The organism is Staphylococcus roterodami (assembly GCA_022493055.1).
GTDB classification, from domain to species: Bacteria; Bacillota; Bacilli; order Staphylococcales; family Staphylococcaceae; genus Staphylococcus; species Staphylococcus singaporensis.
The window spans coordinates 575,607-598,483 of sequence record CP092781.1; the positions used below are offsets into that span (position 1 = coordinate 575,607).

The following is a 22,877-nucleotide window of genomic DNA, read 5'->3' on the forward strand; positions in this document are numbered from 1 at the left end:
TATCTACTCCTTATCATGAATAAAGCTAATACCAGATTCTACTTTCATTTCTCTTTGCGATACGATATAAGGTCCTTTAATATTCATTTCTGTCACAGTAAATGTTTTATCATCTTTCACATCAATCACAACAGCTACATGTCCTGTTACTGGCGGTGCACCACCAGCACCAGGCTCGGCGATCATTAACGCACCTACAGCGGGTTTACTATTCACTTTATAACCTTCCTCTTTAGCTCTATCATTCCAAAATTGCGCATGAAACCAATACGTCGATATCGGTTTTCCCATTTTTTGACGAATACCATAGGCATACCATGTACATTGACCCGCTGTATATAAATTACCTTTACCTGCATCTGAATTACTCCATTTTAGCAATTTACCACTAAAATTAATATCTTTACCACCAGTAGACTTACATACAGCGCCATCACCATCACTTAATTTTTTCATCATTGATTTTACCGTTGGTATCCATTGCTTATTCATATTATTCGGGTCATTCGATGCACCTACAGGCGCATATTTAGGCCCAATTTTCTCTGGTGTCGTTAATCCTTCTTTAATATAAACATCATATAAATTCTTTGCGCCAGCTTCAAGTCCAGCTTCAATTGTTGGATACGTAGAATCATGAATCGACTTTGTACCCATCACAGATAAGGGATTCTTTTGACGCGTCGCATTTTCTCCTTTACCCCAACCAGATTCACTCGCAATAATCGCCATAAATAAATTTTCAGGTATTTTATGCTTTTTCGCAATTTTTACAATCACTTTCCCTTTACCTTCTAATGCGCCACCTTTCGCATTTTGTTCAAATACCGCAATACCTTTATCTTTAACATCACCACCCACACATGACATATCACCATCTGTTTGTTTGTTTTCCTCTGGACTAAATACAAACATCAATATCACAGGGAACAAGAAAAACAACACACAAAACAATATCAGACCAATTTTTAATAATCTAAATTTAATGCCAATCGGCGTTTGTTTCATCACTTCTTTTACAACAGTCTTTTTATTTACCATGTTTATTAATATCCTTTTGTTTTTTCAATCGATCAAGAATATGTTTTGTTTGTGAATTGCGTTTAAATGTCGGCTCATTTGTATGTGAACGTGGTTGATAGGGATTATTTTCTCCAGTCTGTATATGACGTTTTTCAATATCTTTATCATAAGAAGATTGAACATCTTGATTAAACGATTGACTGCGTCTTGACAATTCTTTTGGCGGTTGAGATAAATAAGTAGGGCTAAATGATTCTGTTTGCAGGTTACGTTTAATTTCTTTTTTATGTTTTACATCACGATACATACCATCATCTTGTGCGATTCGTTTAGATTTAGTATAACCTGATGGTTTTGAATAAGATGGTTTCGAATAACTAACTACACCTACATTAGGAGCGCCATGCATCTCTTCTTGTTGATTACGTCGCTTAATTTCTTTCGGATTATTCATTGAAATAGGCGTATCTGGTTGTTGATTTCGCTTTGGATTATTATCATTGTTATTTAACATCGGTGGTTCTGGATTATCAAGTTGATTTTTACGTTTATTCTTTTTATCTTCCGCTTGTGCTTGACGACGTTTATTAAATTCATCTTGTCCTTTACGTATTACCTCTGCACCTAATTTTTGAGGTGATAAACTTAAATTACCACGTGTCACAAAATCAATGATTTCACTACGCTTTTTATACAAAACAAATAAAATAATCATTAGGAATATCACATTTAAAAAATAAGCTTGTTGGCTTTCTGGTTTCACAAATGCATTCGCGATATCAATTGAGAAACCAATCACCACAAATAAAAATGTCATACAGGCACTTAAAATAATATACCCTAATGTACGTGCTAATGCTTTGAATACTGATATTTCAAAACCAGGGATAAAACTAATAAGCCAACTAAACACTAAAAATAAGAATAAAATGAGCGCAAAAGCTGAAAAGATAACTTTCGCAAAACTAATCGATAAAAATATAATAGATAAAGCTATCGTAATAATCAATGTAAACATCGCAATACCTAGTTGCCCAAATACATGGGTTTGTTTCATTGAGGTATTATCATATTTTTTAACCTCATCACCAACTTTTCTTTCAACTTCTTTTTCTGTCTTTTCATCTTTCACTTTGATATTTAAAATATCATCAATACGATTTTTACCTTTTTGCTTAATTTTCTCCTCGTTAACTGTGCCATAATTCATAATCAGATAAGGCTTATATAACGCCATATCAAAATATTGATTACGTATCTTGTTAATGCCTGAATTTTCATTTACATAATCAATATCACCATTAATAGAACTTGTACTATTCATAATGACATTATTTAACCCTTTACCAACATTATTTGTACCTTTAATCACGAAGCTCGCATTGGCAAGCACACCCACACCAAAACCAATTAAACAAAAGATTAAAAACCCACGTTTTAACGCTTCATGCATATTACCTTTAACTGAAAAGATAATAAATGCATTTAAACAAATCACAATAAACAACGTCATCACAATATTACTTAACAATTTTTGATAAATATCACCGACAAATTGACCGACTTTATCCGCAAAATCGTTTAATACATCAAGCTGATATAAATTTTCTATCGCATAATCAGTAATACTTACAATCAACTTGTCAATTTCAAAAAAGAAATTTGTTACATTATTAACTGTTTCTGCGACCTCATCTTTACCAAATGGATTCCAATCTTCATCTTTTTGAAACCATACACGATAACGTTCTAAATCTATATCACCATCAGCTTTATCATCTACTTTATACTTTTCAATCTTCGCATCAACGGCATTCGTTGGTTTTCCTACTGGATTAGCGACGGCATCAGCCGTTGCCCCTGTTATTAAAAACAAAGGCAAAATTAAAAAGCATAAAAGATATAAACTTTTACGCTTCATTTAATCACTCCTTATTTAATTTTTAACTACAATTTCATCACCATATAATTGAAACTTAGTACCTAATTTTATGCCATAAGTACAAAACCAAACTTTTTCTGATATACAAACACTTTTCATAGTTTTAAAAGAAATATCTTTTTTAGTTCTATATTCAAACGTAAACATAAAATCACAAGAAAGCAATGTGTAAACACGTTCCTTATTGGATATTATGTCTTTTTTTAACATTTTTAAATGGTTACCAACTAACGCATTACTCTGAAAAACACCTGTCTTTGCTTTTTTTATGTATAACATTATTTAACTCCTTTTTATTTTGGTTATACATAAAAAACAATTAATAATCAATTATTAGCTCTTATTTCCCCTTTAAATACGTAACTGGCATCATTTATTTCTAAGTCATTCAATACAACTTTTTCTAAAGGCTTTAAATCTAAATTTTGTTTTGATAAAACAATAATTTCTGAACCTAAATCAACCGAAGCTAATCGATAAGCATAACAATCAAAATCTCGTCTCACATCGTCTTTACGTAAAAAATAGAAATCTCCATTCTCATTAAAATCAATTTTCATTACATGCTCACTCCTTATTTAAATTTTTTCAATTTGACACTGTACTTTAATTAATTGTTTCACTTCATCGGGACGTAACGTTTTATCTTCCTTAATCGCTAAATCTAAAGCTATTAAAATAACATTTTTCATTCCAATTTCCTTAGCTAACTCACTTAATAATTTCTCTATTTGTTCTTTATTCATTTTTTCTACTCCTTATTTAATATTTGCTTCACATCTTCCACAAAATCATATTGTTCCATGAGAGGCGCATCAAATAAAATCGGTTCATTATATTGTCCAAGAATTGAGATATAACCGCGTCCAATATCTGATTCGTGAATCGGTTGAAATGATTTATCTGTTTGACCAAAGGTCATACGATAACCATCAGCTGACAAATTACCCATTGATACACGTAAACCTAATTGATCGCGCACATTACCTTTAATCACATCTGCATCAGGTCGCTGTGCTGTTAAAAACATAAACACACCAGCTTGGCGACCTTTCATAATGATGTTGATTAAATAATCATTCATTTCTTGAAGTTCTTTTTTATCTAAAGTAGACGTGAACGCTGTCACTTCATCAAAAATCACAAAATAGGGTGGTAAATCAAAGTTTCTAAAATTACTGCCTAATTGATATTGTTTGCTTTCACTCATCATTCTAAAGCGATGTTCCATTTCTTCATTAGCTTCTCTTAATTGTTTAAAAATTTGACCTTTCGTATCCGCCACTTTTTCAGCACCTATCACATTTTTCATAAATGATAAATCAGATACTTTCGGATCTAATAACCGTACTTCTGCATCACGCTTAAATAATTCTCTAATCATATAAAATAAAAAGTACGTTTTACCGCCACCGGTCACACCAGTAATTAAAGCATGTGGTGCTTTCACAAAATCCCAAAGAATTTGATGTGTAATATAAATCTTCGTATCATAATAGGTTGTTTCTGATGCTTCTGTACCTTCCATAACGATACGTTTTTTATATTTAAGAGGCATAAACTCATATCTCAAATAACGCCCAATATGACGCTTCTCAACAAGCTCACAATTAAACATGGGTTCAATGATAGATTCTAATTCTAAATAATCATCTTGAAAACGTGAACCATCTTTTTTTACATGTATCACAAATGTTTTACGTCTACGTTTATAAAACAATGTTGGATAATAATCATATTCTGTTTTCTTATAATCAATATCTAAATATTCTGTTGTTTTCTTAATCACTGTACGATTATGAAATCCTTGTGTTTCAATCATTTCAGCCAAATCTTTTTCACGAAATCTTAAAATCAATTGTGAAGATAACTTTGCGATAATAAAAATAACTAATGTACCAATCGCAAGATATAAAAAATGTGGTTTAAAGTACTGATAGACTTCAACCACATTTAAAGCTTTTTGTTGACTAATATAACCTTGCCATAACATTAATATTCGATAGGATAAAAAGATAAATGCGAACACACCCGCAAAAATAAAATCAATATGTTTAAAATACGGTTGAATACGCACACCTTTAAATAAAGCAATCTCATTCATTGCCATTGAATCACTCCTTTACTACCTTTATTTTTTATATTTTATCGATCTGTGATTAACAAATTATATAAAATAATATATAATTCTATTATTCTTTATTGTTAATAATCTTAGTTATTTCTTTTGAATGTCGTTCATTTTCTAATCTGCATAATTTTTCTAATCTCATAACACTTAAAATCAAAATCATTGCCATAATAAAAATCATAAACATAGAGAGGACACCCCCTGATGATAAAATTTAATTTAAACTGGTTAAATATCGGAACACCTCTATTTTTATTTACTTACATCAACTTAACCGTATTTATCGTTAATATATTCCAGCCTAATATTTTAAATAATATCAATAAATTAATAAATATTATCACTAATAACCATATATCTAAAATAAGTGAAAATATAACTTATGATATACTTCTAAATTTATATTGGTTCTATTTCTATCTAATAGGTGTATGTCTGGCATTATTTCTAATTGCTGGTATATTAGCTCAATTTAACACCATCAACCCACTTCGTTTAGGGCATATACTAGGATGGTTTATAAGCTTATTAGTACATCAATTTAATATAATGTTAATAGTCATAATGATAAACCACAGTATGTTCTCAGAATTCAATTATATAAATATTACATTCTTTCTACTGTTTACTTATATTTATCTGGGGAGCTACAATTCCTCAAAAGATTGTTCTGACGCATAGATTCTTCTTTTTGTAAATGTTTTTGTTTTAAAACCATACAAAAACCATATGGTATCACACCATAACAAACAATAAATGCAAAAACTATACTAAACAATTCTTCGATCAATCCATTCATTTTAACACCTCACATTAGGAATATACTGAAATAAGGTATATTCCTATATATTAAATCGCAAATTTCTCTTCTGCTTTTGAACTTGCTGAATCTTCTTGTGTTCTAAATGCTTCCGTCATTTCTTCAAAAGGACAATGTACGACCATTTTGCCCACACGTCCGTAGAAATCACTGAAAATACATTGACCTTTCTTCAAATCTTTCAACATTTCCATATTTTCGGGACTTTCTTTTGAATATTCTAAACCAAGCGATTTTAAAATATCCTCTCGTTCATCTTTTTCATCAAATGCGAAATGACAACCAAAGTTACCGCCGTCTTCATCGGCTTTATCTTTAACAGATTGGGTAATAAAAACTAGCGAATTATTTTCAGATCGACCCATACGTTTAATACCTTTAGCTACTTTTTTACCTTGTCGTGAGGCACTAAATGCCCAACCTTCATCAATAAAGAGTGTGGTTTGTATCTGTCTACGTGAACCGAATTTCTGTAAAAATTTACCGATTAAAAGCATTAAAGTAATCCCATTTTTCTCACCAGTTGAATAACCCGATGGGTCATCACCAGCCTTCGGCATATCTAAACCTTGAACTTGTAATATCGTTGCTTTTTCTTGAATATTCAAAGCCGGATTACTACCATCACTAAACACAAGTTTTAATATATTATTTTGTGTTTTTTCAAAAAGTAAATCACCAGCTTGACTTACATGTTCATCTTCATCATTTTGAAGCTTTTTAATTACATCTAATGACCCAACTTGTTGACCTTTTTCACGTTCCTCAACTGTTTCAGTAATAGCCCTATAAATTGCTGTTTCAACACGATGTTCATTTTCAAAGGATTTAATTTCATCAAATACTGATTTCAACATTTCATTAGCTTCAATACCATCAAGAAAAACAATCGGGTCTAAACAACCATAATTACTAGGCTTTTTATAATCCAATGTCACATACTTAAATGTTTTTAAATGATTAACAAATAGGGGATATTTACGTTGCATGTCTTCACTTTCTGTAATTTTATTAAACCAATCTGCAAATTCACTTTTCGGGTCCCAATAAATCATTTGACCTTTAAAGAATGATGTATATATCCAAAGTAACTTAGCTAAAAATGATTTACCTTTACCTGTTTGACCTGTGATTAATACGTGTGGGCTATCACTGACTGCTCCTGATATACCTTTGGCTGCTAATAATAAACTAAATAAAATAATATCTCTTGAACTTGCAACAGCTTCCTCACGTGAAACAGAACGTATAAACTTATCAATACGTCCGATATAAAAACCAGTTTTTGTACCTAAACTTTGCGACACGCCAAATAAATTTTCTGCAATCCCAGTTGCTGTCGTGCGTTGCACCCAATATTTATTAATAAACAATGGATTTCCATGTAAAATTTGATAATAAAGTTGTAATTGGTCAGCTAATGGATTAACCGCATAAATATTTGTTTCTTTCAAACGTTTAATTAAACGTTTCGCTTTACGCTTACAATCTTTTAAATCATCACTCTTAATCACAAATGAACAAGACCATTCCATAAATACACCTGAACCTGTCACTTCTTTTTCCATTTGTTCTAATACGAATAAATTATCTTGAATATCTTCAGATGCATTATCACCAGCTGATTGTTTTTCTCTTGCTTGTGCTTTATGATTAATTTTTGCACGATCAAATTTCTTTTTTACTTTATCATTCTCAACAATTTTTGCTTTTACATGACATTCCACAGGGAACGGCATATTTTGTGCTTTTTCATAAATATGTGTAAATTCCATATCAAGTGGAAAGTCGTCAACAACAATTGTTGTTGTATAGAATGTTTCATTTTCATTTGTCACTTTCAATACACGCATATTTGTAGGGTCAATCACCACATTACATACATCTGTTACGGCACGTCTTGATGATTCCTCTTGTACATCATGCGTCGCATTTGAAATAAATGGCTTACGCACGATATAAGCAAGCTCATTTTCAGTTAAGCGTTCACCCTCAATACTTAAAAAACTATCCGCAAGTTCTCGTTCAAACACTTCATAACGACTTAATACTTTTTCATCTAATGAAACATTAAAACCAAAATTCGAAATCATTCGTTCCGCTGTATCTGATAATGTACTCTTAAGCATTTCTTTAATCGAAATCGCATCATCACTTAATTCTCGAAGTTTCACACCCATGACAAACGAGTTACGTGTAATCATTTGTAATTCTTGTTCTAACACATCAATCGTTTCTTGGGCATAATAATTAGCCACATCAAACGCTGAATCATCAAAGTCTTGACTAATTTCTTTAAATTTATTACGTAAATCTAAATCATGCTCATACATTTCAAAATGAAAATCCTGATAACCTTTAATCGATTCAAGAAAATATTTCATACGTTTTTTTGAAGCTTCTTTTTTATCGTAATTGGCTGTTGAAATAGATTCAGAACGAATACGATAATACGCCCAAACTTCACCGCTTTTCGTTAATAACAAATTATTTTTCATCCCTGCATAGGGGGCTTTTAACTCCATGTCATCCCTCCATTAAAAATAGCCCCGTTAGGGACTATTTCAATTTAATTATTTTCTTGTCATGATATTTCACTTCTTCATCATATGCATAATGTACATTGCGCATTTGAATGTTAAACACATACATCATAAAATCCCAAAGAAAGAATATCAGTTTCTTACCATCTTGTTTTAATTTTACTAATTGCTTCGTCATATAATAGGGGAGTACTGTAAAATAAATAATCGTTAAACCTGGTACTAAAGACGTTAATGTATTAAATCCAGCCTTAAGATATAATAATATTAAAATCAATTCAATCACAAACAACGTACCGACCCAGTCTAAACGAATACCTTTTGACCACCGGTAACTTCCTGTAAATTCATACATCACAATCGGCTGTTCAAATGTTCGTTTCAAATTGTAAGCTTTTTTATCCATATCGATCAGCTCCCAAAAATCAACTTCCAAAGCCCTGATACTGAATTAAACACTGTTTCAGGACCTTTGGAAATCAAGAACATCAAACCACCAATCACAAACAATGCAAGCATATGCCCATATTTACCCGTTGCCCACTTAACACAACCAATCACCAATACAATAATACCAATTGCGGTACCAACTTCTTTATTAACCCATTGACCAAGTGGATTAATAGAAGGTGCATCACCTAGTACCAGCATTAAATTAAATAAATGTTCCATCACTTTAACCTCCAATTGTTGTTGTTAATTTTTTAACATAATACTTACCATCTTTTTTTGTAATATCTAAGGTGTAATGTTCTAAGTTTTCAAGTGGTGACCCTTTATCTTTCATTAAAACCTCTGCTTTAACAACATAATCGTCACCCTTAGGATAAATACGTAAATCACTGATTTTAGACACTTCACGTGTATCTTCTAACCCTTCGGGGTTATCCATTAAATAAGCCATATCATCCGATTTACTTTTACAATATTTATCAAAAAACTCTTCAACAAATGCTTTTAGTTTCGGATTATCTTCACGCTTTTCATTCTCCAAACTATCTTTAACAAGTGTTGCTTTTTTCAGTTGATTACTTGGAATCGTAGAAAAATGAGGATATTCAATCACCACGTACTTATTATTTTCACTTTTAATCGGAATGTTTAATAATGCTTTCTTAGTTTCTGTTCGTTCTTTTTCTTCTGTCTTTGTTTCATATTCATCCTTTTTATCTTTGTCCTTTTTATCCTTTTCCTTTTTAACTTTAACCTCCTTTTTCTCTGTAATTTTTAAATCGTAACTTACAATATACTGAATGATTGTTTGTTTATCTTTACGTTTAATATTAAAAAATTCTTTTTCATTCAGCTTACGCTCAACATTTTCAGTATTTTCTGTAGGTGTCTTATAATCAGAGGGATAAAAATCCGCTAACGCTTTTTGTCGCTCTTCTTTTGCCTTACCATCTTTAGGAATAGTCATATATGCATCAATATACTTATCAGCATATAACTTTAAATTAGGATTATACTGAACTGTTTCAGCGTTATCTTCATATTTCTTTTGAATTTCTTGCGTTTTATTAACTGCTTCTTTACTTTCGTTGTTCGCTTTAGAAGCTCTAATGAAAGAGGCAATCAACAAAATGGTTAACAACACTAAAATCATATAAAAAACAATCACAATCTTTTTTCTGTGATTGCGATACTTCGGTAATGATTTACGTTCTTCTTCTGGAACATCAAAACGCTTGCCTTTTTTTGAAAATCTTGATAATATCAACTTGTTGATGATATTCAAAAAAGCTTTACGTATATTACTTAGAAAAGCTTTGATAGGAATCATCTCCTTTCTTTTTACGCTTTAGATTTTCTAAATAATGATTAATTCTATCGGTGTGTTCATCATTAAATGATGAATGCGCCAATATTTTATTTAGAAAATCTGTATCTTCAAGTAAACCTTCAGATTGTGCCATTGCTTCAGCTGTTAAAACAGTATCTAACGTTGTAGCTACTTGTTTACATAACCAATCAATATTATCCTCAATGGACTTTAAACTCGGTTTCATACTTAAGCTAATTTTATCCGCACCTTTAATAAAACGTGACCATTCTTGATATACTGGCCACCTTGATTTTCGACTATCTGATACATCTTTCGGCTCAGTTACAAAACGCATACTATTATTTAAAACACCTTTAACAATATCTGATATGCTTGATGTTTCTGTTAAAATATTTACGCAATTTTCCGCATTACTTCGTCGCATTTGTATTTCATAACGATTCCATAATCCAAAATCTTCAACAGGTGTTTTTAATTTATACGCCATTTCATAATTCTTTTCATAAAAGCGACAATACATATCACTTTTTTTAGAGCCGATATAAAAAGTTGAACCTTTAGACTGTCCGTTGGACAATTTAAAACCAGCAATTGAACTCGCTGTTCTAAATTTTGAAATACATTCACCATGCTCAGCCTTTTTAATTAATCGTGGTATTTTTAAATATGTTTTTGTATCATCAATCGCAATATCAATTCTTGTAAAACGCGCCTTTTTAGCCGCACAGCGCTTAAAAAAGTCTTGCCACGTTTCATTGCGGTTGATTAAATAATGTTCAAATTCCCGACAACCAGAACCAGTTAACTGTAAATGAAAGCCCATACCTTCATCTTTATCCGAATAAAAAATTTGAATATTTCCAAACGTATAACCACGATTGTAAAAGTACAAGCCACTATTACGATGTTTAAACACTGCCCGAGGCAATTTCAAAACATCCTCCATAATGGTGAAAATCGAGGGCACCTGAAAAGTCACTTGGACCCAGTCAACAACTGCCTCCAAGCCACATTTTTCTGGCTTCGCTACCCCCCTATTAGTAAGGGGGGTAGAAGCTTGATTTTCCATGAAAAAACCTCCTATCAAATCGCAAGCGATTTGATAACTTAAGGCTGTCGCTTCCCTTTCTTAACGCGCCTTTGTCGCAGGCTCCGCCCAAATGCTTAACGCCGTCCCGGCTTGCATTTCTGCGCCTGCAGGCGCTAAAAGTCCAGCTCGCCTTAAGTTAAACAATACAAATGATATATTTAACTATCTACATCACCAATATAGATACAATCCTTCAAATCAATTTGTAGTAATCGCCCGTGTCCTGCTTCTTTCAAACTAAAACACAATAAGCAGACGTCAGTGTATATCCTCGGTCTGCCTGATGGTAAACGACTTTTAACATAGTCACCATTAAATTTTTCTTGTATTTCCTTTGCGATAAGCATTAATGATAATGCTTCACCTGTATTAATTCTAGATGCAATATATGACAACATGCCTTCAGATAATTTTAAAGTACGTGCATAAGGCGCTAAGTTGTCAGCTGTATAAAATTCCATACACTAACCTTGTTGTGCACCTTTTTTATGTTGAATTGTCGCAATTTGTCTAATATCTTCTGCCTTAATACTCGGTTGAATTGAATGGAAATCACCTGAAGATTGTACATATTGTTTTGCTTCTACACCTACAAGTTCACAAACTGACATAATATCAAGTTTTACTTCTTTAGGTACTTTTACTGTTACTTGTTCACCTTGTCCAGTTGACGCTAATTTGTATGCATATAATTTTTGATCGGTTTTTTCTCCATCTTCATATTTGTATTTCTCATCAACACCCATGAAATATAAATCTCCAAACGTTTCTTTTAAATCAAATTTCGGACTCCATGCCATAATAAATTCCTCATTTCTTTTTATAATTTTTATTTATACGCTTTATGCTTTTGTTTCTAAACTATAAATATCATCAGCTGAAAAGCTTGTATATAAATTACAATAACCTGTATTCATATCTTGATATACTCTAGGTTTGATTGTTAAATTATCAAAATCAACACGTTCTAAAGAATCAAAGTATTTTTCATTTGACAGTCTAACTTTAACTTGTTCACCAATATCAACACATATAATCGTATACAGATAATAAGCTTCATCAAACCGCGATATTTTTTCAACATGGGACAAATAACGAAACTCTTTCCCCATAGTTGCTTCAATATCAATGACTGGTTCTATCATAAAAGTCACCTCGGCAGACTCATACAAATCAGAGTTTTTTAGGGTCGCACGAATAGGAATAACTCCCGCAAATCCGTACCACTGCATTTTTGATAATGGAGTGTCTATGCTTCTCCTGACCTATTCAATTTTTTTGAAACCTATCGGTTCATCACCTCAAAGAATTCTAGGTCTAATTTATCAATATGATACATCTTGCATATAAATGCGTTAGACACACCATACTTTTTTAAATATACATAATCCTTATAAGTAAATTGATAGTCATTATTTTTCGCTTTATTGCACACGTTCAATATACAAAAATATGCAATTTTATACATCTTACAAATATGACGTTTTGAAATACCATGAAATCTTAAAATAACAAAATTTCTATAATCTAAACGCTTAAAATCATAAAAATAAGGTGTAAACTCTGTCATAACGATCAATTCCTTTCTTAAGAATTTGTTGTTAATTAGAGTTTACACCACAAAATAAAAAAGAAAGACATAGTGTAAATGCAGAAGAATGTACGCATAGAAATTCAATAAGGTAATAGATGATTTCTATGGAATATACATTGAATTAAAGCACTTATACTATGTCTTAATATATTTATCGCATATCTATTTGACGATATGTTTGTATAATACGTGATATTTTATCAATTATAGGATTTAATGAATCAGGATTTTCGTGAATATCATATTCATTGATATTGATACGAACAACAGGACATGCATTAAAATTATTAATCCAATCATCATAGCGTTTAAATAACTTTTTCCAGTATTCAGGATCAGTATTCATTTCCATTTCACGGCCACGTTCAATGATGCGGTCAATAACTTCATCGTAATTACACTCTAAATAAATTAGTACATCTGGTTTTGGGAAATAAGGTGTCATTACCATGGCATTAAATAAGTCTGAATATGTTTTAAAGTCATCTTGACTCATTGTACCTTCTTCTTCATGCATTTTTGCAAAAATATCCACATCTTCATAAATCGAGCGGTCTTGGATAAAGCCTCCACCATATTCGAACATGCGTTTTTGCTCTTTAAAACGTTCTGCTAAAAAATAAATTTGTAAATGAAAACTCCAACGTTCAAAATCACTATAAAACTTATCCAAATATGGATTGTGATCTACATTTTCAAAAGAAGTTTTAAAATTCAATTTATCAGCAAGTGCTTGTGTTAGTGTCGATTTACCTACACCAACAGTACCTGCAATGGTTATAATGGCATTTTGTGGAATACCGTAATTATTCATTTGTAATATCTCCTATCATAGGTAATATAATATGTAGTATATCTTCATAATCTTGCTCGTTTTTTAGAAAATCAATAGAAGTTGTATCAATTAGCACAACATTTGAACCATTACTTTGTAACGATTCATAATATTCACGATAATCTTTTTTTAATTTTAAAAGATATTCGTCTTCTATTTGATGCTCAAAACTACGATTACGTTTAGCAATTCTCGCTTTTAACACATCAAGTTCTGCATCTAAAAAGATAATCATATTAGGCATAATCATATCTTCCGTTAAAATATCATAAATTTTACTAAATTTTTGAAATTCAACAGGACTCAAAGTATTTTTAGCAAATATCTTATTTTTATGTATATGATAATCACTAACTACGCCTTGATTGAGTTGTGTTACATCTTGAAATTGCTTATATCTATTACATAAAAAGAACATTTCAGTTTGAAAACTCCATTTAGAGATATCTTCGTAAAAGTCTGATAAAAATGGATTTTCAGTGATAATTTCTTTTTCTTCATAAAAATCTAAAGTTTGACTTAGTTTGTGTGCAAGTGAAGATTTTCCTACGCCAATAGGTCCTTCAATTGCAATAAAAGGTTTGTTCATATTCACATCTCCAAATGTTAAAATAGACATTGAGTATTGTACCATAAGTGAGGTATCTGGACATAAATGACAAATGATATATATTTTATGACGTTAGCAATAGAAGAAGCTAAAAAGGCTGCACAACTAGGAGAAGTACCTATAGGTGCCATCATTACTAAAGATGATGTAGTTATCGCTAGAGCACACAATTTAAGAGAAACATTACAACAACCAACAGCACATGCTGAGCACATTGCAATTGAACGTGCAGCAAAAGTATTAGGTAGTTGGCGCTTAGAAGGCTGTACATTATATGTAACCTTAGAACCTTGTGTCATGTGCGCAGGCACGATTGTAATGAGTCGTATACCAAGAGTAGTTTATGGTGCAGATGATCCAAAAGGTGGTTGTAGTGGTAGTTTAATGAATTTATTACAACAGTCTGATTTTAATCATCGTGCCATTGTTGATAAAGGTGTACTTAAAGAAACATGTAGTACGTTATTAACAGCATTTTTCAAAAACTTAAGAACCAATAAGAAATCCACCAAGTAGACGATAGTACATACTAATTAAAATTTGTTAGAATTACATTATAAGATAAATTAATGACAATATAAATGTAAATAGAAAAGTATGTGCGCTGAGAATATTTTCTTAATCTCAAAACATGGTTTTAAAATAACGAAACGAGGTAACATAATGATAAAATTAATAGCTACAGATATGGATGGGACGCTTCTAAATGCAGCACATGAAATTTCTCAACCTAATATTGACGCGATTAAATACGCACAAGATCAAGGAATAACAGTCGTAATCGCAACTGGTCGAGCTTTTTATGAAGCACAAGCACCTGTCGCAGATACAGATTTGACAGTTCCTTACATTTGTTTGAACGGCGCTGAAGTACGTGATGAAACTTTTAATGTAATGAGTACGTCACATCTTAATAAATCATTAGTACATAAGATTACTAAAGTATTAAAAGATGCTGGTATTTATTATCAAGTATACACGAATCGAGCTATATATACTGAAGATCCTCAACGCGACTTAGAAATTTATATAGATATTGCTGAACGCGCAGGTCAGCATGCAAATGTTGAACGTATTAAAAATGGTATTCAAAGACGTATTGATAATGGTACGTTAAAAGTTGTTGACAATTATGATGCAATTGAAAATATACCTGGTGAGTTAATTATGAAAATCTTAGCATTTGATGCAGATATAGAAAAAATTGATAAAGCAAGTAAGATTTTAGCTGAATCTCCAAACTTAGCAATATCATCATCATCAAGAGGTAATATCGAGATTACACATTCGGATGCCCAAAAAGGCATAGCATTAGAAACGATAGCTGAAAAATTAGGTATTGAAATGAAAGATGTTATGGCAATTGGTGATAATTTAAATGACGTATCAATGTTAGCTAAAGCTGGTTATCCTGTTGCTATGGAAAATGGTGCTGATGAAGTAAAAAGAATAGCAAAATATATCACAGATACGAATGAAAATAGTGGTGTAGGAAAAGCAATAATGAAATTATTACGTGAACAACAAGATTAATAAAAAAGAGGGGTCAAAGATGAAAGGACTAATTATTATTGGAAGTGCACAAGTGAATTCACATACAAATGCACTAGCAACTTATTTAACAGAACATTTTAAAACACATAATATTGAAGCGGAAATATTTGATTTAGCAGAAAATCCATTAAATCAATTAGATTTTTCTGGAACAACACCTTCTATTGATGAAATTAAACAAAATATTAAAAGTTTAAAAGATAAAGCAATGGCGGCTGATTTTTTAATTTTGGGAACACCAAATTATCATGGCTCATATTCAGGTATTTTAAAAAATGCACTAGATCATTTAAATATGGATTATTTTAAAATGAAGCCAGTAGGGTTAATTGGTAATAGTGGTGGAATTGTAAGCTCTGAGCCATTATCACATTTAAGAGTTATTGTCAGAAGTTTATTAGGCATTGCCGTACCAACTCAAATTGCAACGCATGATTCTGATTTTGCAAAAAATGAAGATGGTACTTATTATTTAAATGACAGTGAGTTCCAATTACGTGCAAGATTATTTGTTGACCAAATTGTATCCTTTGCACATAATAGTCCATATGAGCATTTAAAATAAGGCTAGTAAATAAAATATGAAAATACGCATTGTACTTACAGGTATGTAACTTTTAAGCCTAACATTGAGAGGTGTTAGCTTTGAGGTGGCATGCCTTTTTTAATTCGATTTTTTGTATAATAATTCAATTTTATTTATATAGATTCACAAAGCTTGTTGGGAATGTTATTGATTTAAATACAATGCAAGTTCGAAATGAATAAGTATATGAATAAAAAACAGTATTAAAAATAAGTTTTAATTAATGTAAAACTATTAAAGAAAACGAAAATTTAAAATAGCGCGTTCTTAAAGGATTTTTAATTAAATTATTAATCCAAAATGCATTATAAAATAAAGAAAAATAATTAAAGTATTGTACTTTATTAAAAAGTGTATTACGATAGTAAGGCAGAAATTTATATATGCAATTTATTATATTTATCAAATTTTGATATTTTAAAGGAGTATTATTATGAATAATAAAAAGACAGCAACAACTAGAAATGGCATGGTGCCAAGTAAATTAAACAAATTTTCAATAAGAAAATATACAGTAGGTACAGCCTCGATTTTAGTAGGTACGACATTAATTTTTGGGTTAAGTAATCACGAAGCAAAAGCTGCAGAAAGCACAAGTGAAGAAATAAATAAGGCGAAAAATGAAGCGACAGGAACAAGTGAGAAGCAAGCAAGTGAAAAAGTTGATAGTAGTCAACAAAATAGCGATGTTCAAACAAAAACTTCAGAACAGCCTAAAGTGACGATGAATAATGATACATCAGTTAAAGAAACTAGTGGAAACACACAATCATCACAAATTGCTACTGCTAATCAATCTACTACACAAACTAGCAATGCAACAATAAATGATAAATCAGCAACTACATATAGTAACGAAACTAGTAAAAGCATTTTAACGAAGGCAAAAGACGTTTCAACTACGCCTAAAACAACAACTATTAAACCAAGAACATTAAACCGTATGGCAGTGAATACTGTTGCAGCACCACAAACAGGTACAAATGTTAACGATAAAGTGCATTTTAAGGATATTGATATTGCGATTGATAAAGGACATGTTAATAAAACAACAGGAAATACTGAATTTTGGGCAACTTCAAGTGATGTTTTAAAATTAAAAGCAAATTACACAATCGATGATTCTGTTAAAGAGGGCGATACATTTACTTTTAAATATGGTCAATATTTCCGTCCAGGATCAGTAAGATTACCATCGAAAACACAAAATTTATATAATGCTCAAGGTAACATTATTGCCAAAGGAATTTATGACAGTGCAACAAATACAACAACATATACATTTACAAACTATGTTGATCAATATACAAATATTAGTGGTAGTATTGAACAAGTTTCATTCGCCAAACGTGAAAATGCAACAACTGATAAAACTGCTTATAAAATGGAAGTAACTTTAGGAAATGACTCTTATAGTAAAGAAGTTATTGTCGATTATGGTAATAAAAAAGGACAACAACTCATTTCAAGTACAAACTATATCAACAATGAAGATTTATCACGTAATATGACTGTTTATGTAAACCAACCTAAAAATACATATACAAAAGAAACATTAGTAACAAATTTAACGGGTTATAAATTTAATCCAGATGCTAAAAACTTTAAAATTTATGAAGTAACTAACCAAAATCAGTTTGTGGATAGTTTCACACCAGATACTTCAAAACTTACAGATGTTACTGATAAATTTAAAATTACATATAGTAACGATAACAAAACGGCAACAGTAGATTTATTGAATGGTCAAACAAGCAGTAATAAACAATACATCATTCAACAAGTTGCTTATCCAGATAATAGTTCAACAGATAATGGGAAAATTGATTATACTTTAGAAACACAAAATGGAAAAAGTAGTTGGTCAAATAGTTATTCAAATGTGAATGGCTCATCAACTGCAAATGGCGATCAAAAAAAATACAATCTTGGTGATTATGTTTGGGAAGATACAAATAAAGATGGTAAACAAGATGCTAACGAAATGGGTATTAAAGGTGTGTATGTCATTCTTAAAGATAGCAATGGTAAAGAATTAGATCGTACGACAACAGATGAAAATGGTAAATATCAGTTCACAGGTTTAAGCAATGGAACATATAGTGTAGAATTTTCAACGCCAGCCGGTTATACACCAACAACTGCAAATGCAGGTACAGATGATGCTATAGATTCTGATGGACTAACTACAACAGGTGTCATTAAAGATGCTGATAACATGACGTTAGATAGTGGATTCTACAAAACACCAAAATATAGTTTAGGTGATTATGTTTGGTATGACAGTAATAAAGATGGTAAACAAGATTCGACTGAAAAAGGAATTAAAGGTGTTAAAGTTACTTTACAAAATGAAAAAGGCGAAGTAATTGGTACAACTGAAACAGATGAAAATGGTAAATATCGTTTTGATAATTTAGATAGTGGTAAATAAAAAGTTATCTTTGAAAAGCCTGCTGGCTTAACACAAACAGGTACAAATACAACTGAAGATGATAAAGATGCTGATGGTGGCGAAGTTGACGTAACAATTACGGATCATGATGATTTCACACTAGATAATGGCTACTACGAAGAAGAAACATCAGACAGCGATTCAGACTCAGATAGTGATTCAGATTCAGACAGCGACTCAGATTCAGATAGCGACTCAGATTCAGACAGTGACTCAGATTCAGACAGTGACTCAGATTCAGACAGCGACTCAGACTCAGACAGCGATTCGGACTCAGATAGCGACTCAGATTCAGATAGCGACTCAGACTCAGACAGCGATTCAGATTCAGATAGCGATTCCGATTCAGACAGCGACTCAGATTCAGATAGTGATTCCGACTCAGATAGCGACTCAGACTCAGACAGCGATTCAGATTCAGACAGTGACTCAGATAGCGACTCAGATGCAGGTAAACATATACCGGCTAAACCAATGAGTACGGTTAAAGATCATCACAACAAAGCTAAAGCATTACCAGAAACAGGTAGTGAAAATAATAATTCAAATAATGGCACATTATTCGGTGGATTATTTGCGGCATTAGGTTCATTATTACTATTCGGTCGTCGTAAAAAACAAAATAAATAATTTAACTTGAACCAGGTCCGTGTGGCCTGGTTTTTTAATGATGAAACATGCAATGGATGTATTTTTCATATAAAATAAACAATAAAGACACGTAATAAAAATTATATGAGGCGATAATATGAATTACATTTTAGGAACAATTTTAGAAAGTAAAATTACAGGTGTAGAAAAAGCTCAAATTAATAGACTAAAGTTGTTTAAACAACAAGGAATTCCTTCAAAATGTGTATATGTTAAATGGAATCCTTATTTGTATACATATGCGAAGCAACATCAAATAGAAAATGATGTATTTACAATGTATGATTATTTTCAAAAAACAATTAATTACAAAAAGACAAAACAAATGAATTGGTTGCAATATTGGGAAAAGTCATGTAAATATACATTGAAATTTGTAGAAAATTCAAATGACGTTAGAATATATGATGAAGAACAATTTATAATGTACGCACATTTTTTAGACAAACAATATCGAAACTTAAACTATGTGAATTATTTTGATCATCAAAGAAGAAAGGTTAAACGTGAATTATTTGATGGTAGAGGATTTCTTAGTTGCTCTAGAATTTTAGGCGAAGGACAACGTATAGTTCTGGAAAACTATTTTACTGCAGATGGTAAGATCGTAATCCAAAAGTATTTTGAGGATATTAATGGTAAAAACACACTTACGAAAGGTGTTTTATATGAAGGGCAGCATCAGCAATATTTTGATAGTGAAGAAGAATTAGTCCACTATTTTCTAAAACAATTATGTAAAAATAGTGATCAGCTAATATTAGATAGACCACATGAATTAGGAAATGTTATTGCAGAGTTACCTAATGAAATTCCGGTTATCGTAGTTCTTCATAGTACGCATTTAACTGGGAATGAGGTAAAAAGCTTTTACAAATCAGTATTCAATCATTTAAAACGTTATAAAGCTATTGTTGTCTCTACAGATAAACAACGTCGAGATATCGCTGATTATATTGAAAATGAAATTCAAGTTGTCAATATTCCGGTTGGTTTTGTAGATAATATACCAAACAACATCGACTTTAATAGTAAAGAAAAAAGGCATATCGTATCTGTAGCGCGTTTAGTAGAAAATAAGCAAATCAAACACCAAATTGAAGTAATTAAACGTCTAGTTGAAAAATATCCTGATATTCAATTAAATATATATGGCCATGGAAATGGTTTAGCAGAATACCAACAACTTGTAGAAAAGTATCAATTATTAAATCATATTAAATTTCACGGATTTAAGACACAAGTTAGTGAAGCAATTGCTAATGCGCAACTTATGTTGTCTACAAGTAAAATGGAAGGCTTTGGATTAGCAATTTTAGAATCTCTTTCACTAGGTACGCCAGTTATAAGCTATGATGTAGATTATGGCCCAGCAGAACTTATTCAAGATGGTTTCAACGGATATTTAGTCTCTGAAGGAGATATAGATCAGATGGTTGAAAAGGTAGACCTATTGTTGAATGACAGTCAAAAGATGGAACAATTTTCAATGAATAGTATTCAATCAGCCCAGCATTTTAATATGACAACTGTTGGTAATAAATGGCGAAATATTTTAAATTAAAATAAAAAGCATTTTCCTAGAAACATAATTAAACAAAACAAGTTCAATTTGAACATTAATGTTTGATTAAATAGTTTAGGAAAATGCATTTTTTATATACTAATGAAAATTACATTTAAATAAGTCGAATAAATTGATCCCATTGATTAATCAATGATGCTTTACTATATTGTTGCGCCTTAGTTAAGCTACCAACAGAAAGGCGTTGTTGCTCTTCTGGATGTTCAATTACATATTTTACTTTTTCAAAAAGGGCATCTTCATCATTTTTAGGAATTAAATAACCGTTAATATCAGACGAAATTAATTCACTAGGACCATATTTAATATCATAACTAATTACAGGAACACCGTGGGACAAAGATTCGAGTAAGGCCAATGAAAATCCTTCCATATTACTCGTAATTAAACTTAAATACGCATCACTATATTCTTGATCTAATTGACTTAAAAATCCACGTAAATAGACATGATTCTCCAATCCGTATTGCTGAATTAACTCATTTAGTTTTGTACTTTCTGAACCAAAGCCATACATATGTAGTTCGACATTTGGAATTAATGGCACTAGGCGTTTTATTAATTCAATTTGTTGATGCAATTGTTTTTCCGGTGAATAACGAGCAACGGAAATTAATTTTATATTTCGGTGATCTAAAATTTGTATTGGTGTATCTATAGGCTCACTGTAGCCGACAGGTATATTAACAACAGGAATTTCATTATTAATCCGTTTTGAAACATCGATTTTTTGCTGTTCTGTAGAAACGACTATGGCACGATATCGAGATAAATTTTCGAACATTGCTTTATATACATTTTTAAAAGGTGAAGATTCTAATTCATCAATATTTTTAATGTGAGTACTATGTAACACAGCAACGACAGGAATTGTGTCAGGCGTTAAATTAAAAATAGGTGCAGTATAAACGTTACGATCGCTGAAAAACACGTCACCTTTACGATAGACGTTTGTAATAAAAAAGGCGCCTAATTCGGTATCATTATTAAAGAAATACGATTTATTCGCATAGTAAACAATGATTTTTTGTACTTCCGGTTTGTCATTAACATAAGTATAATATTTTTCTATTTTTGTATCTCCATCTGGATTATAGAAAAATTCACAAAGTGTTTGTTGTTTACCGACAAGAATTCGACTACAACTTAAAAAGCCACGCACATCGTAAAAATCACGTTTGACCTTTCTTCTATGTTGGTCAAAATGATTTACATAATCCAATATACGATGTTTTGGATCTTGAAAATGTGCATACATTAAAAAACGATCTTGATCATAAATTCTAAAATCATTACTATTCTCAACGGGTTTTAAAGTATAATGACATTCATCAGTCCAATAGGATAACCAATCAAAAGGATCATTACGGTCCACATACATAGCTTCTTGAAAGAAATCATACATATTGATGTAATCGCCATCCGATAAATAATTTTGAGCATTTCTATATAAAAATCTATTCCATGAGAGGAATACACACTGCGCTGGTCGTCCCATTTCTTTAAATAATTTTAATCGATTAATAATTGCTTTTTCAATGCCGGTTAAATTTACACCTAAACTGTTACCTACAAAATAATTCATTTTTAACACCACTTATGTCTGTTTTTTATAATTATATCACATAACATTTAATTAACTCTTTTAAATAGAAAAAGAAATTATTTTAAA

The 22,877-nt window shown here is 31.2% G+C and carries 22 protein-coding genes and 1 pseudogene; 5 read left to right on the top strand and 18 right to left on the bottom strand.

Annotation, left to right across the window (positions count from 1 at the left end; all coding sequences use genetic code 11):
- Nucleotides 1–3: 3 nt before the first annotated feature.
- The 17 genes from ML436_02730 to ML436_02810 form a co-directional block, all read right to left on the bottom strand.
- Nucleotides 4–1,041: a CHAP domain-containing protein gene (locus ML436_02730; protein ID UMT78661.1), complete on the bottom strand. Its 1,038-nt coding sequence runs from the start codon at nucleotides 1,039–1,041 to the stop codon at nucleotides 4–6.
- Nucleotides 1,031–2,944: a hypothetical protein gene (locus ML436_02735; GenBank protein ID UMT78662.1), complete on the bottom strand. Its 1,914-nt coding sequence runs from the start codon at nucleotides 2,942–2,944 to the stop codon at nucleotides 1,031–1,033. The genes ML436_02730 and ML436_02735 overlap by 11 nt, the downstream gene beginning before the upstream one ends.
- A gap of 15 nt (nucleotides 2,945–2,959) precedes the next feature.
- Nucleotides 2,960–3,244 (bottom strand): hypothetical protein, encoded by a 285-nt coding sequence (locus tag ML436_02740; protein UMT78663.1) that lies wholly within the window; start codon nucleotides 3,242–3,244, stop codon nucleotides 2,960–2,962.
- A 47-nt stretch (nucleotides 3,245–3,291) separates the two neighbouring features.
- Entirely contained in the window at nucleotides 3,292–3,525 is a 234-nt protein-coding gene (locus ML436_02745; protein UMT78664.1) for a hypothetical protein, read from the bottom strand.
- Nucleotides 3,526–3,543: 18 nt separating this feature from the next.
- On the bottom strand, nucleotides 3,544–3,711 hold the full coding sequence (locus ML436_02750; protein UMT78665.1) for a hypothetical protein: 168 nt from the start codon (nucleotides 3,709–3,711) through the stop codon (nucleotides 3,544–3,546).
- A 5-nt stretch (nucleotides 3,712–3,716) separates the two neighbouring features.
- Nucleotides 3,717–5,075, bottom strand: coding sequence for a cell division protein FtsK (locus ML436_02755; GenBank protein UMT78666.1), 1,359 nt, complete (start codon nucleotides 5,073–5,075; stop codon nucleotides 3,717–3,719).
- An 870-nt stretch (nucleotides 5,076–5,945) separates the two neighbouring features.
- Nucleotides 5,946–8,441, bottom strand: coding sequence for an ATP-binding protein (locus ML436_02760; protein UMT78667.1), 2,496 nt, complete (start codon nucleotides 8,439–8,441; stop codon nucleotides 5,946–5,948).
- A gap of 34 nt (nucleotides 8,442–8,475) precedes the next feature.
- The gene (locus ML436_02765; protein ID UMT78668.1) at nucleotides 8,476–8,865 is read right to left on the bottom strand and encodes a conjugal transfer protein; all 390 of its coding nucleotides are present in this window, start codon (nucleotides 8,863–8,865) and stop codon (nucleotides 8,476–8,478) included.
- Nucleotides 8,866–8,870: 5 nt separating this feature from the next.
- A complete protein-coding gene (locus ML436_02770) occupies nucleotides 8,871–9,131 on the bottom strand; it encodes a TcpD family membrane protein (protein ID UMT78669.1) in 261 nt (86 codons plus the stop codon).
- A gap of 4 nt (nucleotides 9,132–9,135) precedes the next feature.
- Nucleotides 9,136–10,197, bottom strand: a complete 1,062-nt coding sequence (locus ML436_02775) for a conjugal transfer protein (GenBank protein UMT79479.1) — start codon at nucleotides 10,195–10,197, stop codon at nucleotides 9,136–9,138.
- A gap of 16 nt (nucleotides 10,198–10,213) precedes the next feature.
- Nucleotides 10,214–11,314 (bottom strand): replication initiation factor domain-containing protein, encoded by a 1,101-nt coding sequence (locus ML436_02780; protein ID UMT78670.1) that lies wholly within the window; start codon nucleotides 11,312–11,314, stop codon nucleotides 10,214–10,216.
- 179 nt (nucleotides 11,315–11,493) lie between these two features.
- Nucleotides 11,494–11,796, bottom strand: a complete 303-nt coding sequence (locus ML436_02785; protein ID UMT78671.1) for a hypothetical protein — start codon at nucleotides 11,794–11,796, stop codon at nucleotides 11,494–11,496.
- Nucleotides 11,797–11,799: 3 nt separating this feature from the next.
- Nucleotides 11,800–12,135 carry a YdcP family protein gene (locus ML436_02790; protein UMT78672.1) on the bottom strand — a complete coding sequence of 112 codons (336 nt, stop codon included), beginning with the start codon at nucleotides 12,133–12,135 and terminating at the stop codon, nucleotides 11,800–11,802.
- Between the two features lie 42 nt (nucleotides 12,136–12,177).
- Nucleotides 12,178–12,480: a transposase gene (locus ML436_02795; protein ID UMT78673.1), complete on the bottom strand. Its 303-nt coding sequence runs from the start codon at nucleotides 12,478–12,480 to the stop codon at nucleotides 12,178–12,180.
- A 140-nt stretch (nucleotides 12,481–12,620) separates the two neighbouring features.
- Entirely contained in the window at nucleotides 12,621–12,905 is a 285-nt protein-coding gene (locus ML436_02800; protein UMT78674.1) for a hypothetical protein, read from the bottom strand.
- A gap of 175 nt (nucleotides 12,906–13,080) precedes the next feature.
- Nucleotides 13,081–13,743 (bottom strand): deoxynucleoside kinase, encoded by a 663-nt coding sequence (locus ML436_02805; GenBank protein ID UMT78675.1) that lies wholly within the window; start codon nucleotides 13,741–13,743, stop codon nucleotides 13,081–13,083.
- A complete protein-coding gene (locus tag ML436_02810) occupies nucleotides 13,736–14,353 on the bottom strand; it encodes a deoxynucleoside kinase (GenBank protein ID UMT78676.1) in 618 nt (205 codons plus the stop codon). The genes ML436_02805 and ML436_02810 overlap by 8 nt, the downstream gene beginning before the upstream one ends.
- Before the next feature lie 66 nt (nucleotides 14,354–14,419).
- Here ML436_02810 and tadA point away from each other — a divergent pair, with 66 nt between their 5' ends.
- The 5 genes and pseudogenes from tadA (at nucleotide 14,420) to ML436_02835 (ending at nucleotide 21,184) form a co-directional block, all read left to right on the top strand.
- Nucleotides 14,420–14,890, top strand: a complete 471-nt coding sequence (gene tadA, locus ML436_02815) for a tRNA adenosine(34) deaminase TadA (protein ID UMT78677.1) — start codon at nucleotides 14,420–14,422, stop codon at nucleotides 14,888–14,890.
- 147 nt (nucleotides 14,891–15,037) lie between these two features.
- Nucleotides 15,038–15,907, top strand: a complete 870-nt coding sequence (locus ML436_02820) for a Cof-type HAD-IIB family hydrolase (GenBank protein ID UMT78678.1) — start codon at nucleotides 15,038–15,040, stop codon at nucleotides 15,905–15,907.
- 19 nt (nucleotides 15,908–15,926) lie between these two features.
- A complete protein-coding gene (locus ML436_02825) occupies nucleotides 15,927–16,493 on the top strand; it encodes an NAD(P)H-dependent oxidoreductase (GenBank protein ID UMT78679.1) in 567 nt (188 codons plus the stop codon).
- A gap of 454 nt (nucleotides 16,494–16,947) precedes the next feature.
- Nucleotides 16,948–19,599 (top strand): annotated as a pseudogene (locus ML436_02830) (MSCRAMM family adhesin SdrC).
- Between the two features lie 118 nt (nucleotides 19,600–19,717).
- On the top strand, nucleotides 19,718–21,184 hold the full coding sequence (locus tag ML436_02835; GenBank protein UMT78680.1) for a glycosyltransferase: 1,467 nt from the start codon (nucleotides 19,718–19,720) through the stop codon (nucleotides 21,182–21,184).
- Nucleotides 21,185–21,299: 115 nt separating this feature from the next.
- Here ML436_02835 and ML436_02840 read toward each other — a convergent pair whose 3' ends face one another.
- The gene (locus tag ML436_02840; protein ID UMT78681.1) at nucleotides 21,300–22,790 is read right to left on the bottom strand and encodes a glycosyltransferase; all 1,491 of its coding nucleotides are present in this window, start codon (nucleotides 22,788–22,790) and stop codon (nucleotides 21,300–21,302) included.
- Nucleotides 22,791–22,877 lie beyond the last annotated feature (87 nt).

Bases quoted from the DNA above. Each gene is read 5' to 3' on its own strand.
- ML436_02730 (UMT78661.1), bottom strand. From the start codon at position 1,041: ATGGTAAATAAAAAGACTGTTGTAAAAGAAGTGATGAAACAAACGCCG.
- ML436_02735 (UMT78662.1), bottom strand. From the start codon at position 2,944: ATGAAGCGTAAAAGTTTATATCTTTTATGCTTTTTAATTTTGCCTTTG.
- ML436_02740 (UMT78663.1), bottom strand. From the start codon at position 3,244: ATGTTATACATAAAAAAAGCAAAGACAGGTGTTTTTCAGAGTAATGCG.
- ML436_02745 (UMT78664.1), bottom strand. From the start codon at position 3,525: ATGAAAATTGATTTTAATGAGAATGGAGATTTCTATTTTTTACGTAAA.
- ML436_02750 (UMT78665.1), bottom strand. From the start codon at position 3,711: ATGAATAAAGAACAAATAGAGAAATTATTAAGTGAGTTAGCTAAGGAA.
- ML436_02755 (UMT78666.1), bottom strand. From the start codon at position 5,075: ATGGCAATGAATGAGATTGCTTTATTTAAAGGTGTGCGTATTCAACCG.
- ML436_02760 (UMT78667.1), bottom strand. From the start codon at position 8,441: ATGGAGTTAAAAGCCCCCTATGCAGGGATGAAAAATAATTTGTTATTA.
- ML436_02765 (UMT78668.1), bottom strand. From the start codon at position 8,865: ATGGATAAAAAAGCTTACAATTTGAAACGAACATTTGAACAGCCGATT.
- ML436_02770 (UMT78669.1), bottom strand. From the start codon at position 9,131: ATGGAACATTTATTTAATTTAATGCTGGTACTAGGTGATGCACCTTCT.
- ML436_02780 (UMT78670.1), bottom strand. From the start codon at position 11,314: ATGGAAAATCAAGCTTCTACCCCCCTTACTAATAGGGGGGTAGCGAAG.
- ML436_02785 (UMT78671.1), bottom strand. From the start codon at position 11,796: ATGGAATTTTATACAGCTGACAACTTAGCGCCTTATGCACGTACTTTA.
- ML436_02790 (UMT78672.1), bottom strand. From the start codon at position 12,135: ATGGCATGGAGTCCGAAATTTGATTTAAAAGAAACGTTTGGAGATTTA.
- ML436_02795 (UMT78673.1), bottom strand. From the start codon at position 12,480: ATGATAGAACCAGTCATTGATATTGAAGCAACTATGGGGAAAGAGTTT.
- ML436_02800 (UMT78674.1), bottom strand. From the start codon at position 12,905: ATGACAGAGTTTACACCTTATTTTTATGATTTTAAGCGTTTAGATTAT.
- ML436_02805 (UMT78675.1), bottom strand. From the start codon at position 13,743: ATGAATAATTACGGTATTCCACAAAATGCCATTATAACCATTGCAGGT.
- ML436_02810 (UMT78676.1), bottom strand. From the start codon at position 14,353: ATGAACAAACCTTTTATTGCAATTGAAGGACCTATTGGCGTAGGAAAA.
- tadA (UMT78677.1), top strand. From the start codon at position 14,420: ATGACAAATGATATATATTTTATGACGTTAGCAATAGAAGAAGCTAAA.
- ML436_02820 (UMT78678.1), top strand. From the start codon at position 15,038: ATGATAAAATTAATAGCTACAGATATGGATGGGACGCTTCTAAATGCA.
- ML436_02825 (UMT78679.1), top strand. From the start codon at position 15,927: ATGAAAGGACTAATTATTATTGGAAGTGCACAAGTGAATTCACATACA.
- ML436_02835 (UMT78680.1), top strand. From the start codon at position 19,718: ATGAATTACATTTTAGGAACAATTTTAGAAAGTAAAATTACAGGTGTA.
- ML436_02840 (UMT78681.1), bottom strand. From the start codon at position 22,790: ATGAATTATTTTGTAGGTAACAGTTTAGGTGTAAATTTAACCGGCATT.